The organism is Pseudomonas linyingensis (genome assembly GCF_900109175.1).
Lineage (GTDB): Bacteria > Pseudomonadota > Gammaproteobacteria > Pseudomonadales > Pseudomonadaceae > Geopseudomonas > Geopseudomonas linyingensis.
In genome coordinates, this window is sequence record NZ_FNZE01000024.1 from 16,567 (window position 1) to 31,520 (window position 14,954).

The 14,954-nt window shown below is 65.6% G+C and carries 19 protein-coding genes; 3 read left to right on the forward strand and 16 right to left on the reverse strand.

What is annotated here, in order from left to right; genetic code table 11:
- Positions 1-9 precede the first annotated feature (9 nt).
- The 5 genes from traF to BMZ19_RS20535 are packed head-to-tail and all read right to left on the reverse strand — an operon-like array spanning position 10 to position 5,334.
- Positions 10-546 (reverse strand): conjugative transfer signal peptidase TraF, encoded by a 537-nt coding sequence (traF, locus tag BMZ19_RS20515; RefSeq protein WP_012478236.1) that lies wholly within the window; start codon positions 544-546, stop codon positions 10-12.
- A complete protein-coding gene (locus BMZ19_RS20520) occupies positions 543-2,435 on the reverse strand; it encodes a type IV secretory system conjugative DNA transfer family protein (protein ID WP_014386464.1) in 1,893 nt (630 codons plus the stop codon). The genes traF and BMZ19_RS20520 overlap by 4 nt, the downstream gene beginning before the upstream one ends.
- 8 nt (positions 2,436-2,443) lie before the next feature.
- Positions 2,444-4,702, reverse strand: a complete 2,259-nt coding sequence (gene traI, locus BMZ19_RS20525) for a TraI/MobA(P) family conjugative relaxase (protein WP_012478238.1) — start codon at positions 4,700-4,702, stop codon at positions 2,444-2,446.
- Positions 4,703-4,736: 34 nt separating this feature from the next.
- The gene (gene traJ / locus BMZ19_RS20530; protein WP_011255188.1) at positions 4,737-5,108 is read right to left on the reverse strand and encodes a conjugal transfer transcriptional regulator TraJ; all 372 of its coding nucleotides are present in this window, start codon (positions 5,106-5,108) and stop codon (positions 4,737-4,739) included.
- 4 nt (positions 5,109-5,112) lie between these two features.
- Complete coding sequence (locus tag BMZ19_RS20535; RefSeq protein ID WP_011798730.1) at positions 5,113-5,334, reverse strand: hypothetical protein; 222 nt, start codon at positions 5,332-5,334, stop codon at positions 5,113-5,115.
- Positions 5,335-5,697: 363 nt separating this feature from the next.
- On the opposite strand from BMZ19_RS20535, the gene BMZ19_RS20540 reads away from it, so the two are divergent.
- From BMZ19_RS20540 to BMZ19_RS20550, 3 genes are read left to right on the forward strand one after another with little or no spacing between them, the layout of a single operon-like run.
- Positions 5,698-6,117: a TraK family protein gene (locus BMZ19_RS20540; RefSeq protein WP_012478175.1), complete on the forward strand. Its 420-nt coding sequence runs from the start codon at positions 5,698-5,700 to the stop codon at positions 6,115-6,117.
- The gene (locus BMZ19_RS20545) at positions 6,117-6,842 is read left to right on the forward strand and encodes a nucleotide-binding protein (protein ID WP_012478176.1); all 726 of its coding nucleotides are present in this window, start codon (positions 6,117-6,119) and stop codon (positions 6,840-6,842) included. The genes BMZ19_RS20540 and BMZ19_RS20545 overlap by 1 nt, the downstream gene beginning before the upstream one ends.
- Positions 6,842-7,282 (forward strand): conjugal transfer protein TraM, encoded by a 441-nt coding sequence (locus BMZ19_RS20550; RefSeq protein WP_012478177.1) that lies wholly within the window; start codon positions 6,842-6,844, stop codon positions 7,280-7,282. The genes BMZ19_RS20545 and BMZ19_RS20550 overlap by 1 nt, the downstream gene beginning before the upstream one ends.
- A 193-nt stretch (positions 7,283-7,475) precedes the next feature.
- Here BMZ19_RS20550 and BMZ19_RS20555 read toward each other — a convergent pair whose 3' ends face one another.
- The 11 genes from BMZ19_RS20555 to BMZ19_RS20605 all read right to left on the reverse strand — a co-directional run bounded on the left by BMZ19_RS20555 (position 7,476) and on the right by BMZ19_RS20605 (position 14,953).
- On the reverse strand, positions 7,476-8,111 hold the full coding sequence (locus BMZ19_RS20555) for an IncP plasmid survival protein KfrC family protein (protein ID WP_012478178.1): 636 nt from the start codon (positions 8,109-8,111) through the stop codon (positions 7,476-7,478).
- A gap of 29 nt (positions 8,112-8,140) precedes the next feature.
- Entirely contained in the window at positions 8,141-8,488 is a 348-nt protein-coding gene (kfrB, locus tag BMZ19_RS20560) for an IncP plasmid survival protein KfrB (protein WP_011255193.1), read from the reverse strand.
- Between the two features lie 173 nt (positions 8,489-8,661).
- Entirely contained in the window at positions 8,662-9,684 is a 1,023-nt protein-coding gene (locus tag BMZ19_RS22855; RefSeq protein ID WP_012478179.1) for a DNA-binding protein, read from the reverse strand.
- 199 nt (positions 9,685-9,883) lie between these two features.
- Positions 9,884-10,942 (reverse strand): transcriptional repressor gene korB, encoded by a 1,059-nt coding sequence (locus BMZ19_RS20570; RefSeq protein ID WP_012478180.1) that lies wholly within the window; start codon positions 10,940-10,942, stop codon positions 9,884-9,886.
- Entirely contained in the window at positions 10,939-11,703 is a 765-nt protein-coding gene (locus BMZ19_RS20575) for a ParA family protein (RefSeq protein WP_013397098.1), read from the reverse strand. Before BMZ19_RS20575 ends, BMZ19_RS20570 begins: the two co-directional genes overlap by 4 nt.
- On the reverse strand, positions 11,700-12,008 hold the full coding sequence (locus BMZ19_RS20580) for a transcriptional regulator KorA (protein ID WP_011255197.1): 309 nt from the start codon (positions 12,006-12,008) through the stop codon (positions 11,700-11,702). Before BMZ19_RS20580 ends, BMZ19_RS20575 begins: the two co-directional genes overlap by 4 nt.
- A gap of 120 nt (positions 12,009-12,128) precedes the next feature.
- On the reverse strand, positions 12,129-12,539 hold the full coding sequence (locus BMZ19_RS20585) for a DUF2761 domain-containing protein (RefSeq protein WP_011255198.1): 411 nt from the start codon (positions 12,537-12,539) through the stop codon (positions 12,129-12,131).
- 1 nt (position 12,540) lies between these two features.
- The gene (gene kleE / locus BMZ19_RS20590; protein WP_012478184.1) at positions 12,541-12,867 is read right to left on the reverse strand and encodes a KleE stable inheritance protein; all 327 of its coding nucleotides are present in this window, start codon (positions 12,865-12,867) and stop codon (positions 12,541-12,543) included.
- 209 nt (positions 12,868-13,076) lie between these two features.
- Positions 13,077-13,313: a stable inheritance protein KleA gene (gene kleA, locus BMZ19_RS20595; RefSeq protein WP_011255200.1), complete on the reverse strand. Its 237-nt coding sequence runs from the start codon at positions 13,311-13,313 to the stop codon at positions 13,077-13,079.
- Between the two features lie 157 nt (positions 13,314-13,470).
- Positions 13,471-13,728, reverse strand: a complete 258-nt coding sequence (korC, locus tag BMZ19_RS20600) for a transcriptional repressor KorC (RefSeq protein ID WP_012478185.1) — start codon at positions 13,726-13,728, stop codon at positions 13,471-13,473.
- A 16-nt stretch (positions 13,729-13,744) separates the two neighbouring features.
- The gene (locus tag BMZ19_RS20605; RefSeq protein ID WP_012478186.1) at positions 13,745-14,953 is read right to left on the reverse strand and encodes a hypothetical protein; all 1,209 of its coding nucleotides are present in this window, start codon (positions 14,951-14,953) and stop codon (positions 13,745-13,747) included.
- Position 14,954: the final 1 nt, after the last annotated feature.

The window sequence follows — 14,954 nt, forward strand, 5'->3', positions numbered from 1 at the left end:
TTTCCTCCCCTACCAGGTGATGACCGGACGGATCACGGTCTGAACTTGAGAACGATTGATCGGGCCGAAGTAGCGGCCGTCGAAAGACGTGTCGCTCACGTCCGACATAAGCAGCAGCTCGGCATTGCCCAGCGTGTAGGTGCTGGCCTGGAAGCGCGGCAAGGGCCGACCGGACTTGTCGGCCTGGATGGGCTTGCTATGTGGCAGCAGCTCGCCATTGACGCGCACGCCGTCATCGGCCACCGATACGGCATCGTCTTTAGCGGCTAAAACGCGCTTCATCATGTAGCCGTAGTCGCCTGGGCAGAACCCGGCCCCGATGTAGCCCCTTTCCTTGGCGTCATCGAACACGCCGACCTTCGGCGGGCACCAAAGCACGTAAGCGCCCCGCTCCACCGGCGCGCTGCTCGTCCAGTACAGGCCGACCGGAATGCTCTTGGTGGTGTTGATGCGGGCACCGGCGGCATAGCTGCCGGCGGCCAGCACCAGGGCGGCCAGGCCGGCGACGGCTACGCCTTTCGTGATGCGTTTCAGGATGCGGCTCATATCGTGATGCCCTCCCCTGCCTCGACAACCTGGCGCAGCCGGTCGGTGGCCTTCGGCGCGGGGATCGAGGCCCGCGCCTGAAACACCGGGTCTTTGAAGTACAGCGGCTGCTTGCCGTAGATGGCGGGGTAGCCCGCGACGTAGATCACCATGTCGCCGGCTTCCTCGATCTCGCCCTTGTCGTTCTTCTTCGGCCCCGGCATCCGCAGGCATTCATCGGGCGTCAGCAAGGGGCGCTGCACTTCCTGGTAGGTGCGCGACACCTGGCCCAGCATCGCCGCCGTGCGGCGGCCGCTGGTCGTGATCTGCTCCTTCACCACGGTGGTCTGCCCGGTCAGTCGGGACAGGTGTTCGGCTGTCTCGACGCGGTTGGGCGGGTAGGCGTTCTGCACGTGGCAGTTCGACGTGATGCTTTCGTCGTGGCCGTAGCCCGTCTCGCGGCTTCGGAGCTGGTTAATGTCCTGGCAAATCAGGTAGCACTTGATGCCGTAGCCGGCGACGAAGGCCAGCGACTCTTGCATGATTTCGAGCTTCCCGAGGCTCGGGAACTCGTCCAGCATCATCAGCAGCCGGTGCTTGTAGTGGGCCACCGGCCGGCCGTTCTCGAAGTCCATCTTGTCGGCCAGCAGGCGCACGATCATGTTCACCATGACGCGCACCAGCGGCCGCAGGCGGGCCTTGTCGTTGGGCTGCGTGACGATGTACAGGCTCACCGGGTCGTCGGAGTGCATCAGGTCTTTGATGCGGAAGTCCGACCGGCTCACGCTGCGCGCCACCACTGGATCGCGGTACAGGGCCAAATAGGATTTGGCCGTGGACAGCACCGATCCGGCTTCTTCCTCTGGCCGATCCATCATGTCGCGGGCGGCCGATCCGATGGCGTGGTGGTTCTGACCGTCCACGTGCCCGTAGGTGGTCATTTCCATCCATAGCTCGCCAATGTCCCGGTTCGGGTCGGCCAGCATGGCATCGACCGATGGCAGCGTGGCCGTGCCGCCGTCGTTCCTGGCCTTGTAGAGCGCGTGCAGGATGACGCCGACCAGGAGCGCGAAGGCGGTCTTTTGCCAGTGGGAATCCAGGCCCTTGCCGTCCGGGTCAACTATCAAAGTTGCTAGGTTCTGCACGTCGCCGACTTCGGCCTCGGTGCCGACGCGGATTTCGTCCAGCGGGTTCCAGCACACGCCGCCCGAGCTGCTGGCCGGCTCGAAGCGCAGCACCTTGTTCTTCGCGTGCTTCTGCCGCCAGCCGGCGGTCAGCGCCCACAACTCGCCCTTCAAGTCGGTGATGACGCTGCTTGCGCCCCACGAAAGCAGCGTCGGCACCACCAGGCCGACGCCCTTGCCGCTTCGCGTCGGCGCGTAGGTCAGCACGTGCTCGGGGCCGCTGTGCCGCAGGTAGTAGAAATTGCCGTCCTTGTCCTGCCAGCCGCCGACATAGACGCCGGTGGCGGTGGGTGCGTCCTTGCCGGTCACGATCTCCAGGACGTTCCGCTCGCGCGGCAGCAGGCCGGCCGCCTGAATGTCCTTCTTTTCGGCCCAGCGGGCCGAACCGTGCAGGTATTCGTTCGCCTTCGAGCTGTTGGACGTGACGACTTTCGCCACGGCCACACCCAGCAGGCCCACGGTGGCAGTCACCATGCCGATGCTGCCGGCCCGCATGATCTCGTCGGGGTACTGGCTGTACCACTTCGCCGACCAGTTCAGGATCGACCAGGGCGCGTACACGTGCCCGAGGTTGGCCCCGAGGCTCGCGTGATACTGGAACGTGTAGGCGAAGAACTGTGTCGCGGCCTGGAGGCCGCCGACCAGGGACACCCCGCCGAGGATCGGCAGCAACTTGCTGGGCTTCGGCTTCGCGCTGCGAACCTGCGGCCCCACGGCGTTGTTCATCTTTATTTTCATCTACTCCTACCTTTCGACGTTTTGATGGAGCCTTTTGGCGTGATCGTCACGGCATCGCCGACCGCGATGCGCGACATGCGCCGGGCCGTGGCCTGGTCAATGGGCATCACCATGACCTCATCGCCTCGTTTCAACAGGGCCAGCGCCTGGCCCTCGATGTTGCGGACACCCTCGAAAGCAAGGCCACCTTCACCGGCAGTATATCGCGCGTGCTTCGGTATATCGAAACCTTTCGAGCGTTTCGACTCGCGTTCGGCGATGTATTTATCCGCCGCCGCGAGGCCCGGCGGGGCCGCTGCTACTCCTGATCCTGGCCGAGAAATATCCCGTCGCAGTTGGTGATCTGGTTGGGTTCCTTGCTGCTCCAGGTGACGAGGAACATCACGCGGCAATAGCACTTCACTTCCGCCGGCGATGCGAACCACACCGAGTTGGGACAGTGTTCGCAAACGGTGCTGGCTTTGGGGCGGCGGGACTCGTCCAATGCGTCCAATGTCGGGCTTCCGGTGGACGGCTCCGGCGTGAACGCCGGCGGTGCCGGCTCGCCCGCCACCTGGTCGCCCGAAGCCTGCTCGGGCGACGGCGATGGGTCGGGCAGCGTCGTCGTGGGTAGCGGCGCGCTGTCCAGGGCCGCCAGGGCCGCGTCCAGCTCGTCCTCGATGCTCTGCGGGTCGCTGGTCGGCTCGCTCGGTTCGGTCGGGTCGCTCATGGGTGTTCTCCTTCTTCAATAGCGCAAGCCGCCGGCTCTCCAGGGCCGGATCGGCGAACGTGATGGGTAGCTGGGAATCAACGGCCGCGCGAATGATCTGCGCCTGAAACTGCGTGGTGCCGTTGACGGTGATGCGGCTGCCGTAGCGTTCCATCGCCAGCCGTAGAGCTTCTTGCAAGCCCTCGCGCGTGGCCTCGCGCGAGACTTGCAGCTTGTCGCCATCGTCCCGAACGGCCGTCAGGCCGGCGCGGAAGATGATGGTGCCCTTCTTGGTGATGTTGTCCGTCACCGGGGCATGGCCGGGGCGCGGATCGCCCCGGCCCTGGATGGTGTTGCCTTTCAAGCCCTGCGCCGCCTCGCGGGCGCGCAGGGCGGTCAACGCCTCCGCGTTGCCGTGGGTCGCTTCCTTCTTGAGCCAGTCGGCCCACGTGCGGCGGCTGTGGCTGTCGTAGAGGGCCTGGCGGTCTTGCTGGTACTGCTTGTTGATCGCCTGGATTTCGTCGCGCAGGGCCTTGCTGGCCTGGGCATACAGCAGCTTCTTGTTCGGGCCGCTCTCGCCGATCACCTTGATCGTCGCGCGGCGCAGGCGGCCGGAACGCTTCGCGGCCTCGACCAGCCGATCCTTGCGCCGGCGGGCCTGCTCCAGCGCCTGCCCACGTGTCGCGGTCAAGGTCTGCTGCTCGGCCTTGTACCGGGCGTACAGCTCGACCGTGTTCACGCGCAAGCGGATCGGGTCTTTCTGGTACTGCCGCTTCGCTTTGGTTCGTGTCTGCCGTTCGGGCGAAGCCTCGAACGGGCCAAGCCGCGCCTCCAGCTTCGGCTTGGAAAGGTCGCGGGCTAGGGTGCTCGCCTTGACCATCGTTCCGTCGCCGGCCTCGATCACCAGGCCGTTCGCACGCTCGCGCAGTTCCAGGCCGTTGTCGCGCATGACCTGGTGCAGCTCCTGCCAGGACTGCGCGCCCTTGATCTCGTCCAGGCATTCCCGCTTGATCCAGCCGACCAGGCTTTCCACGCCCGCGTGCTGCTCCATGTCGGCCGCCCTGCCCTCGGCACCGCGCTGGCGTGGTTCGTGGTTGTCCCGCTCCAGCCCGTAGTCGCGCTCCAGGGCCGTGCAAAGCTCGGCCAGCGCCCGATGCGAGTAGTACGGCTCGTGCATCGTGTTCCGGGTCGGGTGAATCTTGTTGATGGCGATGTGGATGTGCAGGTTGTCGGTGTCGTTGTGAACGGCACTGACGCGCTGGTGTTCGCCGTAACCCAGCCCGGCGCAGATACGTTCCTCAATCGCCCGCAGGGTGTCGGCGCTGGGCTGCTCGCCGGCCCGGAAGCTGACGATCAGGTGATAGGTCTTGTCGCCCTTGGCCCGCGTGTTCGTGTGCTGGGTCGCCAGAACCTCGGTGATGGCGTCCTGCACGGACACGGCATCGCAGTTCGTGATCTGCACCTGGCCCAGCCGGTGATCCTTGCTCTGCGCGTCGGTGACGTAGTTCACCAGGCCGGCGAAGTCGGACTTGCCCAGCGAGCGCATGGGTACGTGCTTGGCGATCATCGGCCAGCCCCTGGCTTTTTAGCCGCTAAAAAGCTCAAGGCTCGGCCCTCGGCTGCACCACGGACTTCATGAGTCGGCTCATTTCGTCCTGGGTGGCTTCGATCCGGCCCAGCAGGGCAAGGATCGTGGCGTCTCCGAAGCGGGCCGTGCGCGGGTCGTCGGTGAGCCATAGCTTGAGCAAACCGCCCAGCCGGCCGAGGTCGCCATTCACCCGCACCAGCTCGCGCACGTACTCGTAATCCATGACGCCCCTGATCTGGTAGCCCTGGCCCACGTCGCGCAGGTAGCGCGCCACGCTGACCCCGGCCCTCTTGGCGTTCGCCTCGATCTGTTCCTTCTCGTCGGGGAACACCGGCACCCGTAGGTGCTGCCGCCGCTTCGCGGTCGGCTGTTCGTCGGCTTCCATGTCGCTACCCCTTGAGCGCGTGCGCCGTGTGTCGCGCGTAGGTCGCCACGGCTCGCCAGTAGGCGGCCATCGGCCCCTTGCGGCGTGCCCATGCCTTTTCCGCCTCGTCGTTGGCCTGCGTGCGCAGCTCGCGCAGCACGCGGGCAAGGCGCTGCCGGTCGGCAACCGGAAGCGCCTGGAGTTCGCGGCCTGCTGGAAGCTCCAGCAGCGGATTGATGTAGCCCATGTCGTTCGTCTCTCGCTTCTTGGCCGGCGGTAGCCGGCAGCCTCGCAGAGCAGGATGCCCGTTGAGTGCCGCAGGCGCGAATAAGGGACAGCGAAGATAGATAACCGGCCCGCCGGTTAGCTAACTTCGCACATCCTGCCCGCCTTACGGCGTTGATAACACCAAGGAAAGTCTATACCGAAACCTTCGCATCTGTCTGCATTTAGCGCGAAAAGATGGCGGATATATCGAATGAAGGCGTACAATGCCCGGAAAGCGCGCTAGATGCAGCGGTGTCAAGCTGCTATCCACGCGCTTTACATAGACTTTCCACGAGTCGATACATGAAAATGACGGCTATTTACAAACCACGGAAGCGAGGCGATGGCAGAAAGCAGCTACCCCCAAGAGCTGGCCGCGCGGATCGAGAAACGGGCCGCCAAGAAGCGCCGACAGGACGCGACGGCCGTTGCATTCCTGGCCGTGCGCGTGGACGTGAAAGCCGCGATGGATGCTGGCTATGCAGTGACGACGATCTACGAGGACATGCGCGAGATCGGCCGGGTCAAGTGCAGCTACGAGACGTTCCGCAAGCACGTCCAGCGGTACATCAAGGCCGCACCAGCAGCACCCGCGCCGGTGCCTCCCCCGGCGGCCAACCAGGCCAAAGGGGAGAAGCCGGCGCAACAGGAAGGGGGGTCGAAGGCGAGGAAGCCGAAGGCACCCGAGCCGAAGAAACCCGAGTCGGCAGGGATCGCCGGCTTCAACTACAACCCGAAACCGAATAAAGAGGATTTACTGTAATGGCGAAAATTCACATGGTCTTGCAGGGCAAGGGCGGCGTCGGCAAGTCGATGATCGCGGCCACCATTGCGCAGTACAAAGCGAGCAAGGGGCAGACGCCGCTTTGCATCGACACCGATCCGGTCAACAGCACGTTTGAGGGTTACAAGGCCCTGAACGTGCAGCGCCTGAACATCATGGACGGCGACGAGATCAACACCCGGAACTTCGATGCCCTGGTGGAGCAAATCGCCTCGACCAAGGGCGACGTCATCATCGACAACGGGGCCAGCTCGTTCGTGCCGCTGTCCAGCTACTTGATCGGCAACCAGGTTCCGGCGCTGCTCCAGGACATGGGGCACGAACTGGTGGTGCATACGGTCGTCACCGGCGGGCAAGCCTTCCTGGACACCCTGAACGGCTTTAGCACGCTGGCCCGGCAATTCCCGGCCGAATGCGTGTTCGTGGTGTGGCTGAACCCGTATTGGGGGCCAATCGAGCACGAAGGCAAGGGCTTCGAGAAGATGAAGGCGTACACCGACAACAAGGCGCGGGTGTCGGCCATCATCCAGATTCCGGCGCTCAAGGAAGAAACCTACGGCCGCGACTTCTCGGAAATGCTCCAGGAGCGCCGGACGTTCGATGAGGCCCTGGCCGACTCGGCGCTCACGATCATGACGCGGCAGCGGCTCAAGATCGTGAAGTCGCAACTCTTCCAGCAGCTCGACAACGCGGCGGTGCTCTGATGGCGAGCGATGACAAGATCGAAGAGCTGATACGGGAAATCGCGGTCAAGCACGGCATCGCCGTTGGCCGCGACGATCCGATCTTGATCCTCCAGACGATCAACACCCGACTGATGCAGGACAGCCAGGCCGCGCAGCAAGAAATCCTGGATCGCTTCAAGGAAGAGCTGGAAGCCATCGCACACCGTTGGGGGGATGACGCCAAGGGGAAGGCCGAAAGGACGCTCAACGCGGCCCTGGCGGCCTCCAAAGAGGCGATGGCGAAGGGGATGCAGGACGGCGGCAAGGCCGCCGCCGAGGCGGTGCGGCGCGAGCTGGAAGCGGCCGCCGCGCAGCTCGCCGCGCCGATCCGCGAAGCGCGGCGCGTGTCGTACATGAACATCGTGGCGGCCGGCATGGCGGTTTTCGCGGCCGCCCTCGCGTTGTGGGCATCGCTGTAGATGGCGATGCGGGATCTCATCGTCAGAAATGGCGATGGTCGACCGCGCCGGCGGCATCGCCGGAACTGGCGAGGCTGGCCAGCCCCTTGCATCGTCGGGAATGACGGTGCTGCAGGATGCCGCCAGCGGCGGGCCTGCATCGCCGGAAACGGCGAGGCTCGAGGAAAAAGCCCGGCAGTGCCGGGCTTTCGTTTTAGACGGGCCGCGTGAGGCCCAAGCTCTGCGACCGGCCTGGTCGCTCCAGGGCCTGCGCCTGCTTTCGCTCCTGCTCTTCGCGGCGTTGCAGCGCCTGGTGCCGGCGTGCCGCCTCGCGCATGGCATCCCAATCGGCCGCCAGCTCGGGTTTCTCGGCGCGCATCTTGCGGGTCGCCAGCTCTTCGACCTTCGGTGAGTGCAGGCCCATGCCTTCCTTGATCTCGCGGACGGCTTCCAGGCGCACGTGCAGGGACTGCAAGCGCGCCTGCTGCTGCATCTGCTGGTTCTGCCAAGCGCGTTTCGCGCCAGGCCGGGACAGTAGGCCCGGCTGGTTGGCCTGGGTCTGCTGCAAGCGCGCCTGCTGACGGTCGATCAGGTTTTCAAGCCGATCCTCGATGCGCTCCACCTGGTCGTGCTTGGCCTGAACGTACAGGGCAAGGGCTTCCTGGTAGGTCTGGTCGAGCGGGGCGGCCTCCAGGGCCGCTTGCTGCTCGGCCTCTGTGGCTTCGGCAGCGGCCAGCAGGCCGTCGCCGGCGGCGTCGGTTCTGCTGGTCGTGCTTGTTGCGAAGCCGGCGGATGCCGGCTGGATGCGGCGGGCGTCTGCCCGGCCGGCGGTGGGTGTGAGTCGTCTCAAGGCGTGGCCCTCCTTTTAGCCGCTAAAAGCTATCGGGACCGGCCTCGCGTGAGTTTCGGGGCCTCGGCGGCAACGGTTGCTTTGCCTTGCGCGCTGTAGCTGATGCTCTTTGCGCTCCCGATTTCAGGTACTTTATCGAAATCTGACCGGGCGTGCATGACAAAGTTCTTGCCTACCTGCTGGTACACCTGGTTGTTGTCGGCGTGAACGATCACGCCGTCATGGGTCTGCTTCTTGTCGGCCTGCTGGGCCATGTACAGGTTGTAGATGCCGGGCTTCAATGCGCCAGCCTTGTCAACCTTCTGGTTGGCCCATGCCCCTTCTTGCTCGGTCTGAACGATGCGTTGGCCGTTCATGACCAAGAGGCGCTGTTTCATCGGGCGCTCCTTATCGTCGGTGTGGTCATTTCAAAATGTGGAATAGATGGGCCTCCTTGCCAGTCCAGCAAGAAAAAAGCCGACCTCGGCATGCGCGAGGCCGGCTTTCCTCTCGTGGCCGGATGTGTAGTTCCAGGTTACACCCTCGATTTTATTGAAAACCGACCGAAATATCAGGTCTTTTTCGCGCCGCCCGTCTTGCCCTTCTCCTGGGCCATGACGGTTTCCAGGGCTTCGAGCCGGCCGCGCAGGGTCGCGGCGTCCTCGCGGGCCTGGCTGGCCTCCTTGCGCGCGGCATCGCGCTCGGCCTGGGTGGCCGTCAAGCGTTCGGCCTGGCGGTGCGCTTCGGCCGCTGCTGCCTTGCGCTGCTCCTGGTGCGCCTCGCGCTCGGCTTCGGCCTTGGCCTGCACCTTTGCCAGCTCGCCCCGCACCTGGTCAAGCTGCCCGGCCGCCGCCTCGGTGGCCTTCTGCTGCTCGGCCAGCGCCGCCCGCGCCTGGTCGGTGGCCTGGTTGGCTCGCTCCAGGTCGGCGCGCAGCTCGCCGGCCCGGCGCTCGATCTCCGTTGCCCGGCTGTTCGCGGCCGCCAGGTCGGCCCGCAGGGCCTCCGCCTGGTCGGCGCTCGCGGCGGCCTTCTCCTGGGCTTTGTCGCGCTCCGCTCGGGCTTGGCGGGCCTCCTGGTGGGCGTGATCCAGTTCCGTGCGCAGCTCGCCGGCTCTGGCCTCGGCCGTGGCCGCCCGCTCGCTGGCCGCTGCCAGCTTCTCGCGTAGCGCCCCAGCTTCCCCCTTGGCGTCGGTCTCTGCGGCCTCCAGGGCCTCGATACGGCCCTTGGCCTCGTCCAGCTCGCCGGTGAGCTGGTCGGCCAGCTCTGCGGCCTCCTGGCGCGCTGCCTCCATTTCCTGCCGGACGGCCTCCAGCGCCTCGCGCTCGGCGGCCAGCCGGTTGTTCGCCATTTCCAAGGCCACGGCCCACAAGTCGCCGCCCAGCTCGGCCAGCTTCTCGGTGATCGCCGCCGGTGCCGGCTCGCGGATCGGGGCCGCCTGGCTGGCCTTGCGTGCCCGCCATTCGTTCATCGCCTCGGAAATGGTCGTGAAGCTCCCGCCGCCGAGCTGCTTGCGCACGCTCGCCAGGGTCGGGTTCTGGCCGGCGGCGTCCAGCTCGTCGGCGACCGCAAATATCTGCTCTTTCGTGATTGCCATGATCGGGCCTCCTTTCGGCCGGTGTTGTATGTTGTAGCGTGTAGCATACTACAACATACAACATAGCGCAAGTGTTTAGCTGAACTTTTTTAGCGGCTAAAACGGGCCAGCCCGGCGCTGGGCGCGCAGGCAAAAAAAAGCCCCGCTCGATGGCGGGGCGCAGGGGTGCGGGGGCGGCGGGGTCTGGTGCAGGGGGGGTCTAGCCCTCCAGCAGCGCGACAAGCTGCACTTTGCCAAGGTCGGCCTCGAACTCCTGGCCGTCATCCTCGTACTTGAGCCAGGCCCAGCCCTCGGCCGGCGGCCGGCGGTTGAGGATCAGGCGGGCCGGGCGGTCGTCGTGCGTGACCTGGATGATCGCTTTCTTGAGCTTGTCCGGGTCGGGTTCCTTCGGCTCCTTCTTCTTGGCGTCATCCTCCGGGCCTTGCCCGTCGCCCTCGGCCTCGCCATCCGTCTTGCCGCTGAACGCATCGACGGTGTTGGGGTCGCGGTCGCCTTCCTGGTGGCGCTTGTCCTCCAGGTACTCGCGCAGCAGCTTGACCGATCCGCGCGTCAGCTCCTGGCTGTCGTCGGCCAGCCACGCACCCACTTCCTCGGGGTTCTTCTTGAACGCCGTCACCAACTCGTTGATGACGGTCACATCCTTGGCGCGGCCAGTGTTGAACGCCTCGGCAATCGGTTCGGGCAAGTCCAGCAGCGTGACGTGCTGTGTGACGAACGCCGGCGACTTGCCGATCTCCTTGGCGATCTCCGACTTCTTCTTGCCCTTCGCCAGCTCGCGGCCGATGAAGTCCGCGATCTCGCGGGCCGTCAGTTCGTTGCGTTGCAGGTTCTCGATTACCTGGTCGGCCTCGTTGTAGTCGTTGTCGATGAAAGCCGGGATGGTGGTCTTGTCGGCCCATTTCGAGCCACGGTAGCGCCGCGCACCGTGGTTGATGAGGTAGCGGCCCGGCGCGTCCGGGTTCTCGCGCACGCTGATGGGCGACTTCACGCCGCGCAGCTTGATCGTCTCGCCGATCTCGGCGATGGACTCCGGCGAGAAGCCGGGGTTGTCCGCCGTGCGCGGCTGGTGCGGGTCTTCGTCGATGAGGTCAAGCGGCAGCTCCTGCGGGCCGCCAGGGGCCGCATTCGCGGCCTGTGGCTCGTCCAGCAAGCTCGACAGGTCGCCGAGGCCATCCAGGCCCAGCCCGCCGCCCTTGGGCTTCTCTGCGGCCGCTTGCGGGGCCTTCTTCTTGGCGTTGGTCTTTACGGCGCTGGTCATTGCGCGATCTCCATCTTCGTGAACACGTAATCCGCCAGGGCGCGCACTTCCTGGGTGGCCTTGCGCGCAGCGGTTTTCTTGATCTTCCACACTGGCATCTGCTCGCCCAGCGCCTCCGCGATACTGTCTCGCGCGCCGACACTGAACGGCAAGATCAGTTGCGGATATGCCTGCTGCAAGGTCGCCAGGTTGCTGACGTGGCGCGGCTTCCGCGCGTCCACCTTGTTCGGCACCATGCCGAGAAAGCGCAGCTTCGGGTTTTGCTTGCGCAGGTTGCCGATGACGGCAACCATCTTCTTCATGCCTTGCAAGCTGTACGCCTCCATTTCGACCGGCGAAAGCATGTAGTCGGCGGCCAGCACGGCCGCCGTCATGGCAACGCCAAGGGAAGGGGCGGTGTCGATCAGGCACACGTCGAAGAACTCGCCTAGCGCCGCGATGCTGGCCCGCAGCGCGCCGGCGGCCTGGGCCAAGTCCATCTTGTCCAGGTTGGCCAGGCTGGCATCGGCCGCGATCAGCGCCAGGCCGTCATCCTCCCGGCCAGCGAACCAGGCGCGCAGCTCGTCGCCGCCGGCGGTGAACATGCGACTGGCGGGATAGCCCGAGTCGTGGCCGGCCAGCGTCCAGCTTGCATTGCCCTGGGTGTCCAGGTCGATCACTGCAACCCGAAGGCCGCGCTCCTGGAAGTCGAACGCCAGGTGGCAGGTTGCGAAGGTCTTGCCCTGTCCGCCTTTCTGAATTGCCGTGACCAGTGTTTTCATGAGTTGGGTTCCTGTTTCCTCTTTCCCTTGGCGTCGGCTTCCCAACGCTTGACGATGAACGCTTGATGCTCCGGCAGTACCGCCGTCACCCGCGCGAAGCCCTGCGGGAGCACTTCCCCCGCCGCTGCCCACACGCGACTGACCGCTTGCGATACCGCCCCCTTGGTCAGCCCCAGCGAGGCCACAAACTCGGCCTGGGGCCTTCCATCGACCAGCACGCCGCGCGCTATGTCGATGGTCTGTTGCCCGATCTCCAGGCCCTTGATCGCCGCCTGGAATTGGGCTTCGGTTAGCCGTTTCTTCATGGAGAACACCCATATAAACTCCACACCCGGTTGTTGAACAAAAGGCGGTGCCAGCCGCCGACCATGTGCAGAAGTTTAGCTAAACTCGCCGGGCGCGTCAAGCCTTTTAGCGGCTAAAAATCACCCCTTCTTGGCGTCATCCGAATACAGCGCGGCTAGGCGCTTGAGGTCGTCGGGGCCTTGCTGAACCTCGACCACCCGCATTCCGTAGCGCCCCATCTGCGACGCGGCGCGCGAAACTGCGAGCTGCTGCGCGTGGTCGGCGCTCACGAAGAACGTCATCAACGGCCCCACGGTGCGCGTGCCGCCGCTCGCAAAGCACACGTCGAACGAACCGCCATGCACATGCGGATCGACGCCTTCAACGAGCCGCCAGGGGTCAAGGCCCCATTCCTCGGATTGCGCGCTGTACCAATAGGCCGGCGCATCGCCGTTCAAATCGCTGGCCGCGTACTCGCGCACCAGGACGGCCACGCGGCCCGTGGTTGGCTCCACGAATCCCGGCGGGTAGGGCAGGGTCTGTTTTTTCATGTCAAAGCCCCTTCGGCTTGTAGATCGAAACGAAGTAGGTGATCGCGGTCAGCACCGCGAAGTACACCAGGAACGACCAGCCGGCATACACGCCAGGCGTGTTCCAGTGGTAGAGCATCCGCACGAACTGAAAGAAGGTGGCAATCGACAGCACCCACTTGAGGATCGGCCAGACCAACACGGTCGCCACCCATACGAACTTGACCAGGCCGGCCAGCAGGCCAGCACCGGGGGCCTTGTTGGGGGCAGCAGGCGCGGCGGCAGGCTCCACCGGCGCGGGCGCGGCGGGCTGCTCGATCTCCTTGGGGAACTTGATGATGTTGGACATAGCTTGACCCTCCACGCGCTTACGTGTTGAATGCTGGGTGCTCCCACTCGGAAGCATGGTTACGGTGTGCCAGCACCAGGCCAAGCGCCCCGGATCACTCCGGGGCGTTCCTCCACCTGGGGCCGCCCTTGATCTTGCCTCGGCTCACGCAATACTCCCTTCTTGGCGTCCTCGATAGGCCCGGCCGTTGCCGACCGGGCCATGTGCTCTTACCAGCCGGCCCGGCGCTTGGCCTGCTCGACGGCTTCCATCGACCAATGGCCCTTGGCCTGCCCCTCCAGGGAGCATCCGGCGAAGTACGCCTTGCCGCGCAGTTCCTCGGCTTTGCGCACCAGCTCGGCCGCCTCGGCCATCATGGCCGCGATCTCGTCACGGCGGGCCGGGAAGTCGGTCGCTGCCGCGCCCTCCAGCTCGTCAATCCAGGGCATGATCTTGTTGTCGCTCATCGGACTTTCTCCGGTAGTTGACCTGGGCGATGTGCCCGGCCTTCAAGTGCTATATTAGGGCAAAATGCCCTAGCCTGTCAAGCACTTTAGCTAAACTTTTTTCGCTTTACCGGAATCCGAAGGCTAAACTTTAGCCGCTAAAACCTTTCCCTTGGCGTCAATCCTCTTTCCAGATCACGCCCAGCCCGGCCAGGTCGCACAGGATCGCCCATGCCGCATAGGGAATCGGGGTGTCCTCGCCGATCCAGCGGCGGATCGTGCGGTCGCCCTTCGCGCCCAGCCCCAGCGCCTTCGCGGCCTTGCTGCCGCTGAACCCGGCCAGGCGCAGCACCTCGCGGACTTCCTCGCCGGTCGGTTGTGCCCAGCGTTCGGCCGGCTTCAAGCACTCCAGCCGGATATTGGCGTCGTTCGTCATTCGTTCGTTCTCCTGGTCAAGTGATAAGCCGCAACTGGTCGAAGCCGTAGATCGACTGGATGCAGCTCGGGTCTGAATCGACCACGCGCCGGCCTGCGCGATTGGTCTTGTACGTTACCGGCCTGTCGTCGTGCGCCCACACCTGGCGGGTGTCGGGATGCACCTTCACGATGATGATGCGCTTGCCGATGTAGCGGTCGAAAACCGGGTGATGGACGCTCACGATCTCGCACCGCTGGCCGGGCTTGAACTCCACCCGGTCGGCCGGGCCTCCATCGCCATTCCTGGCGATGCTGCAGGTTGCCGCGCTCGCTCCCGGCATCGTCGTTTCCGGCGATACAGGCCCGCCCTCGACCGGCTCGGCATCGTCGGCTTTGACGATGCTGCAGGTCATCGTCGTTTCTGGCGATGCGGGATCTCGCTCCGGGCCTGCGCCGGTGATTTTTCCCTTGGCGTCCAACCCGGCGGCCCTGGCCGCCTTGATCCTGGTCGCGGCCTCGGCCGCCCAGCGCCTGGCGATGAAGGCCCGATGCGAGGGCAGCACCACATCGACCAGGACGAACCCCGGCGGCACCAGGACGGTCGCCGGTTCGCGCCGCGCCGGCGGCTCCAGGCCGGCCAGCCAAGCGGGCAGGGGAGCATCGGCCAGGCGGTCGCGGTAGCTGGCCTCGACCATCACCGGGCGCTTCTTCTCGGCTCGCTGCGCAGCCAGGATGCCGCGCGCAACCTCGTCCACCGTCATGCAGCCCTGCGCCGTGTCGAAGTGCGAGCGGTAGCCCGTTTCGGAGATAAACGGCCTGTCCAGGTCGATGACGTGGAACTGGAAGTGGGCACCCAGCGGCCCGCCGTAGCCGGCCTCGTACTCCACCAGGGCGCGCATGTCGCCATCCGCGACCAGGAACTGGCCGCGCTGGCCCCACAAGGGCACGTCGCCAGGCACCGCCGCGCAATGGCGCTCGATGACCTGGCCGGGCGCGTCGTGGTCGGCCATGCTGCCCACGTGCGTTCCGCCGTTCATCTTCCAGATGACGGCCTCGTATCGGTCGCTGGCCGCCTCGGCGGCCGCACCGTCGCCGCGCATGATCGCCGCGTCGATCTCCACCACGGCCGCCACGGCGGCGGCCAGCAGCTCGTCGCGTTCGGTGGGCAGCTCGGCCAGCAGCTCGGCCGCCGGCGCGTTCCAGTCCTGGCCCGGCTGGGCCGGCGTCTTGCGTTTCTTCGCCATC

What these genes read in the sequence shown, in the direction of transcription:
- BMZ19_RS20550 (WP_012478177.1), top strand. Translation starts at nt 6,842, where the DNA reads ATGGCGAGCGATGACAAGATCGAAGAGCTGATACGGGAAATCGCGGTC.
- BMZ19_RS20580 (WP_011255197.1), bottom strand. Translation starts at nt 12,008, where the DNA reads ATGAAGAAACGGCTAACCGAAGCCCAATTCCAGGCGGCGATCAAGGGC.
- BMZ19_RS20535 (WP_011798730.1), bottom strand. Translation starts at nt 5,334, where the DNA reads ATGGGCTACATCAATCCGCTGCTGGAGCTTCCAGCAGGCCGCGAACTC.
- BMZ19_RS20570 (WP_012478180.1), bottom strand. Translation starts at nt 10,942, where the DNA reads ATGACCAGCGCCGTAAAGACCAACGCCAAGAAGAAGGCCCCGCAAGCG.
- BMZ19_RS20545 (WP_012478176.1), top strand. Translation starts at nt 6,117, where the DNA reads ATGGCGAAAATTCACATGGTCTTGCAGGGCAAGGGCGGCGTCGGCAAG.
- kfrB (WP_011255193.1), bottom strand. Translation starts at nt 8,488, where the DNA reads ATGAAACAGCGCCTCTTGGTCATGAACGGCCAACGCATCGTTCAGACC.
- BMZ19_RS20605 (WP_012478186.1), bottom strand. Translation starts at nt 14,953, where the DNA reads ATGGCGAAGAAACGCAAGACGCCGGCCCAGCCGGGCCAGGACTGGAAC.
- BMZ19_RS20540 (WP_012478175.1), top strand. Translation starts at nt 5,698, where the DNA reads ATGGCAGAAAGCAGCTACCCCCAAGAGCTGGCCGCGCGGATCGAGAAA.
- BMZ19_RS20520 (WP_014386464.1), bottom strand. Translation starts at nt 2,435, where the DNA reads ATGAACAACGCCGTGGGGCCGCAGGTTCGCAGCGCGAAGCCGAAGCCC.
- kleA (WP_011255200.1), bottom strand. Translation starts at nt 13,313, where the DNA reads ATGAGCGACAACAAGATCATGCCCTGGATTGACGAGCTGGAGGGCGCG.
- traF (WP_012478236.1), bottom strand. Translation starts at nt 546, where the DNA reads ATGAGCCGCATCCTGAAACGCATCACGAAAGGCGTAGCCGTCGCCGGC.
- korC (WP_012478185.1), bottom strand. Translation starts at nt 13,728, where the DNA reads ATGACGAACGACGCCAATATCCGGCTGGAGTGCTTGAAGCCGGCCGAA.
- traI (WP_012478238.1), bottom strand. Translation starts at nt 4,702, where the DNA reads ATGATCGCCAAGCACGTACCCATGCGCTCGCTGGGCAAGTCCGACTTC.
- BMZ19_RS20585 (WP_011255198.1), bottom strand. Translation starts at nt 12,539, where the DNA reads ATGAAAAAACAGACCCTGCCCTACCCGCCGGGATTCGTGGAGCCAACC.
- BMZ19_RS22855 (WP_012478179.1), bottom strand. Translation starts at nt 9,684, where the DNA reads ATGGCAATCACGAAAGAGCAGATATTTGCGGTCGCCGACGAGCTGGAC.
- traJ (WP_011255188.1), bottom strand. Translation starts at nt 5,108, where the DNA reads ATGGAAGCCGACGAACAGCCGACCGCGAAGCGGCGGCAGCACCTACGG.
- BMZ19_RS20575 (WP_013397098.1), bottom strand. Translation starts at nt 11,703, where the DNA reads ATGAAAACACTGGTCACGGCAATTCAGAAAGGCGGACAGGGCAAGACC.
- kleE (WP_012478184.1), bottom strand. Translation starts at nt 12,867, where the DNA reads ATGTCCAACATCATCAAGTTCCCCAAGGAGATCGAGCAGCCCGCCGCG.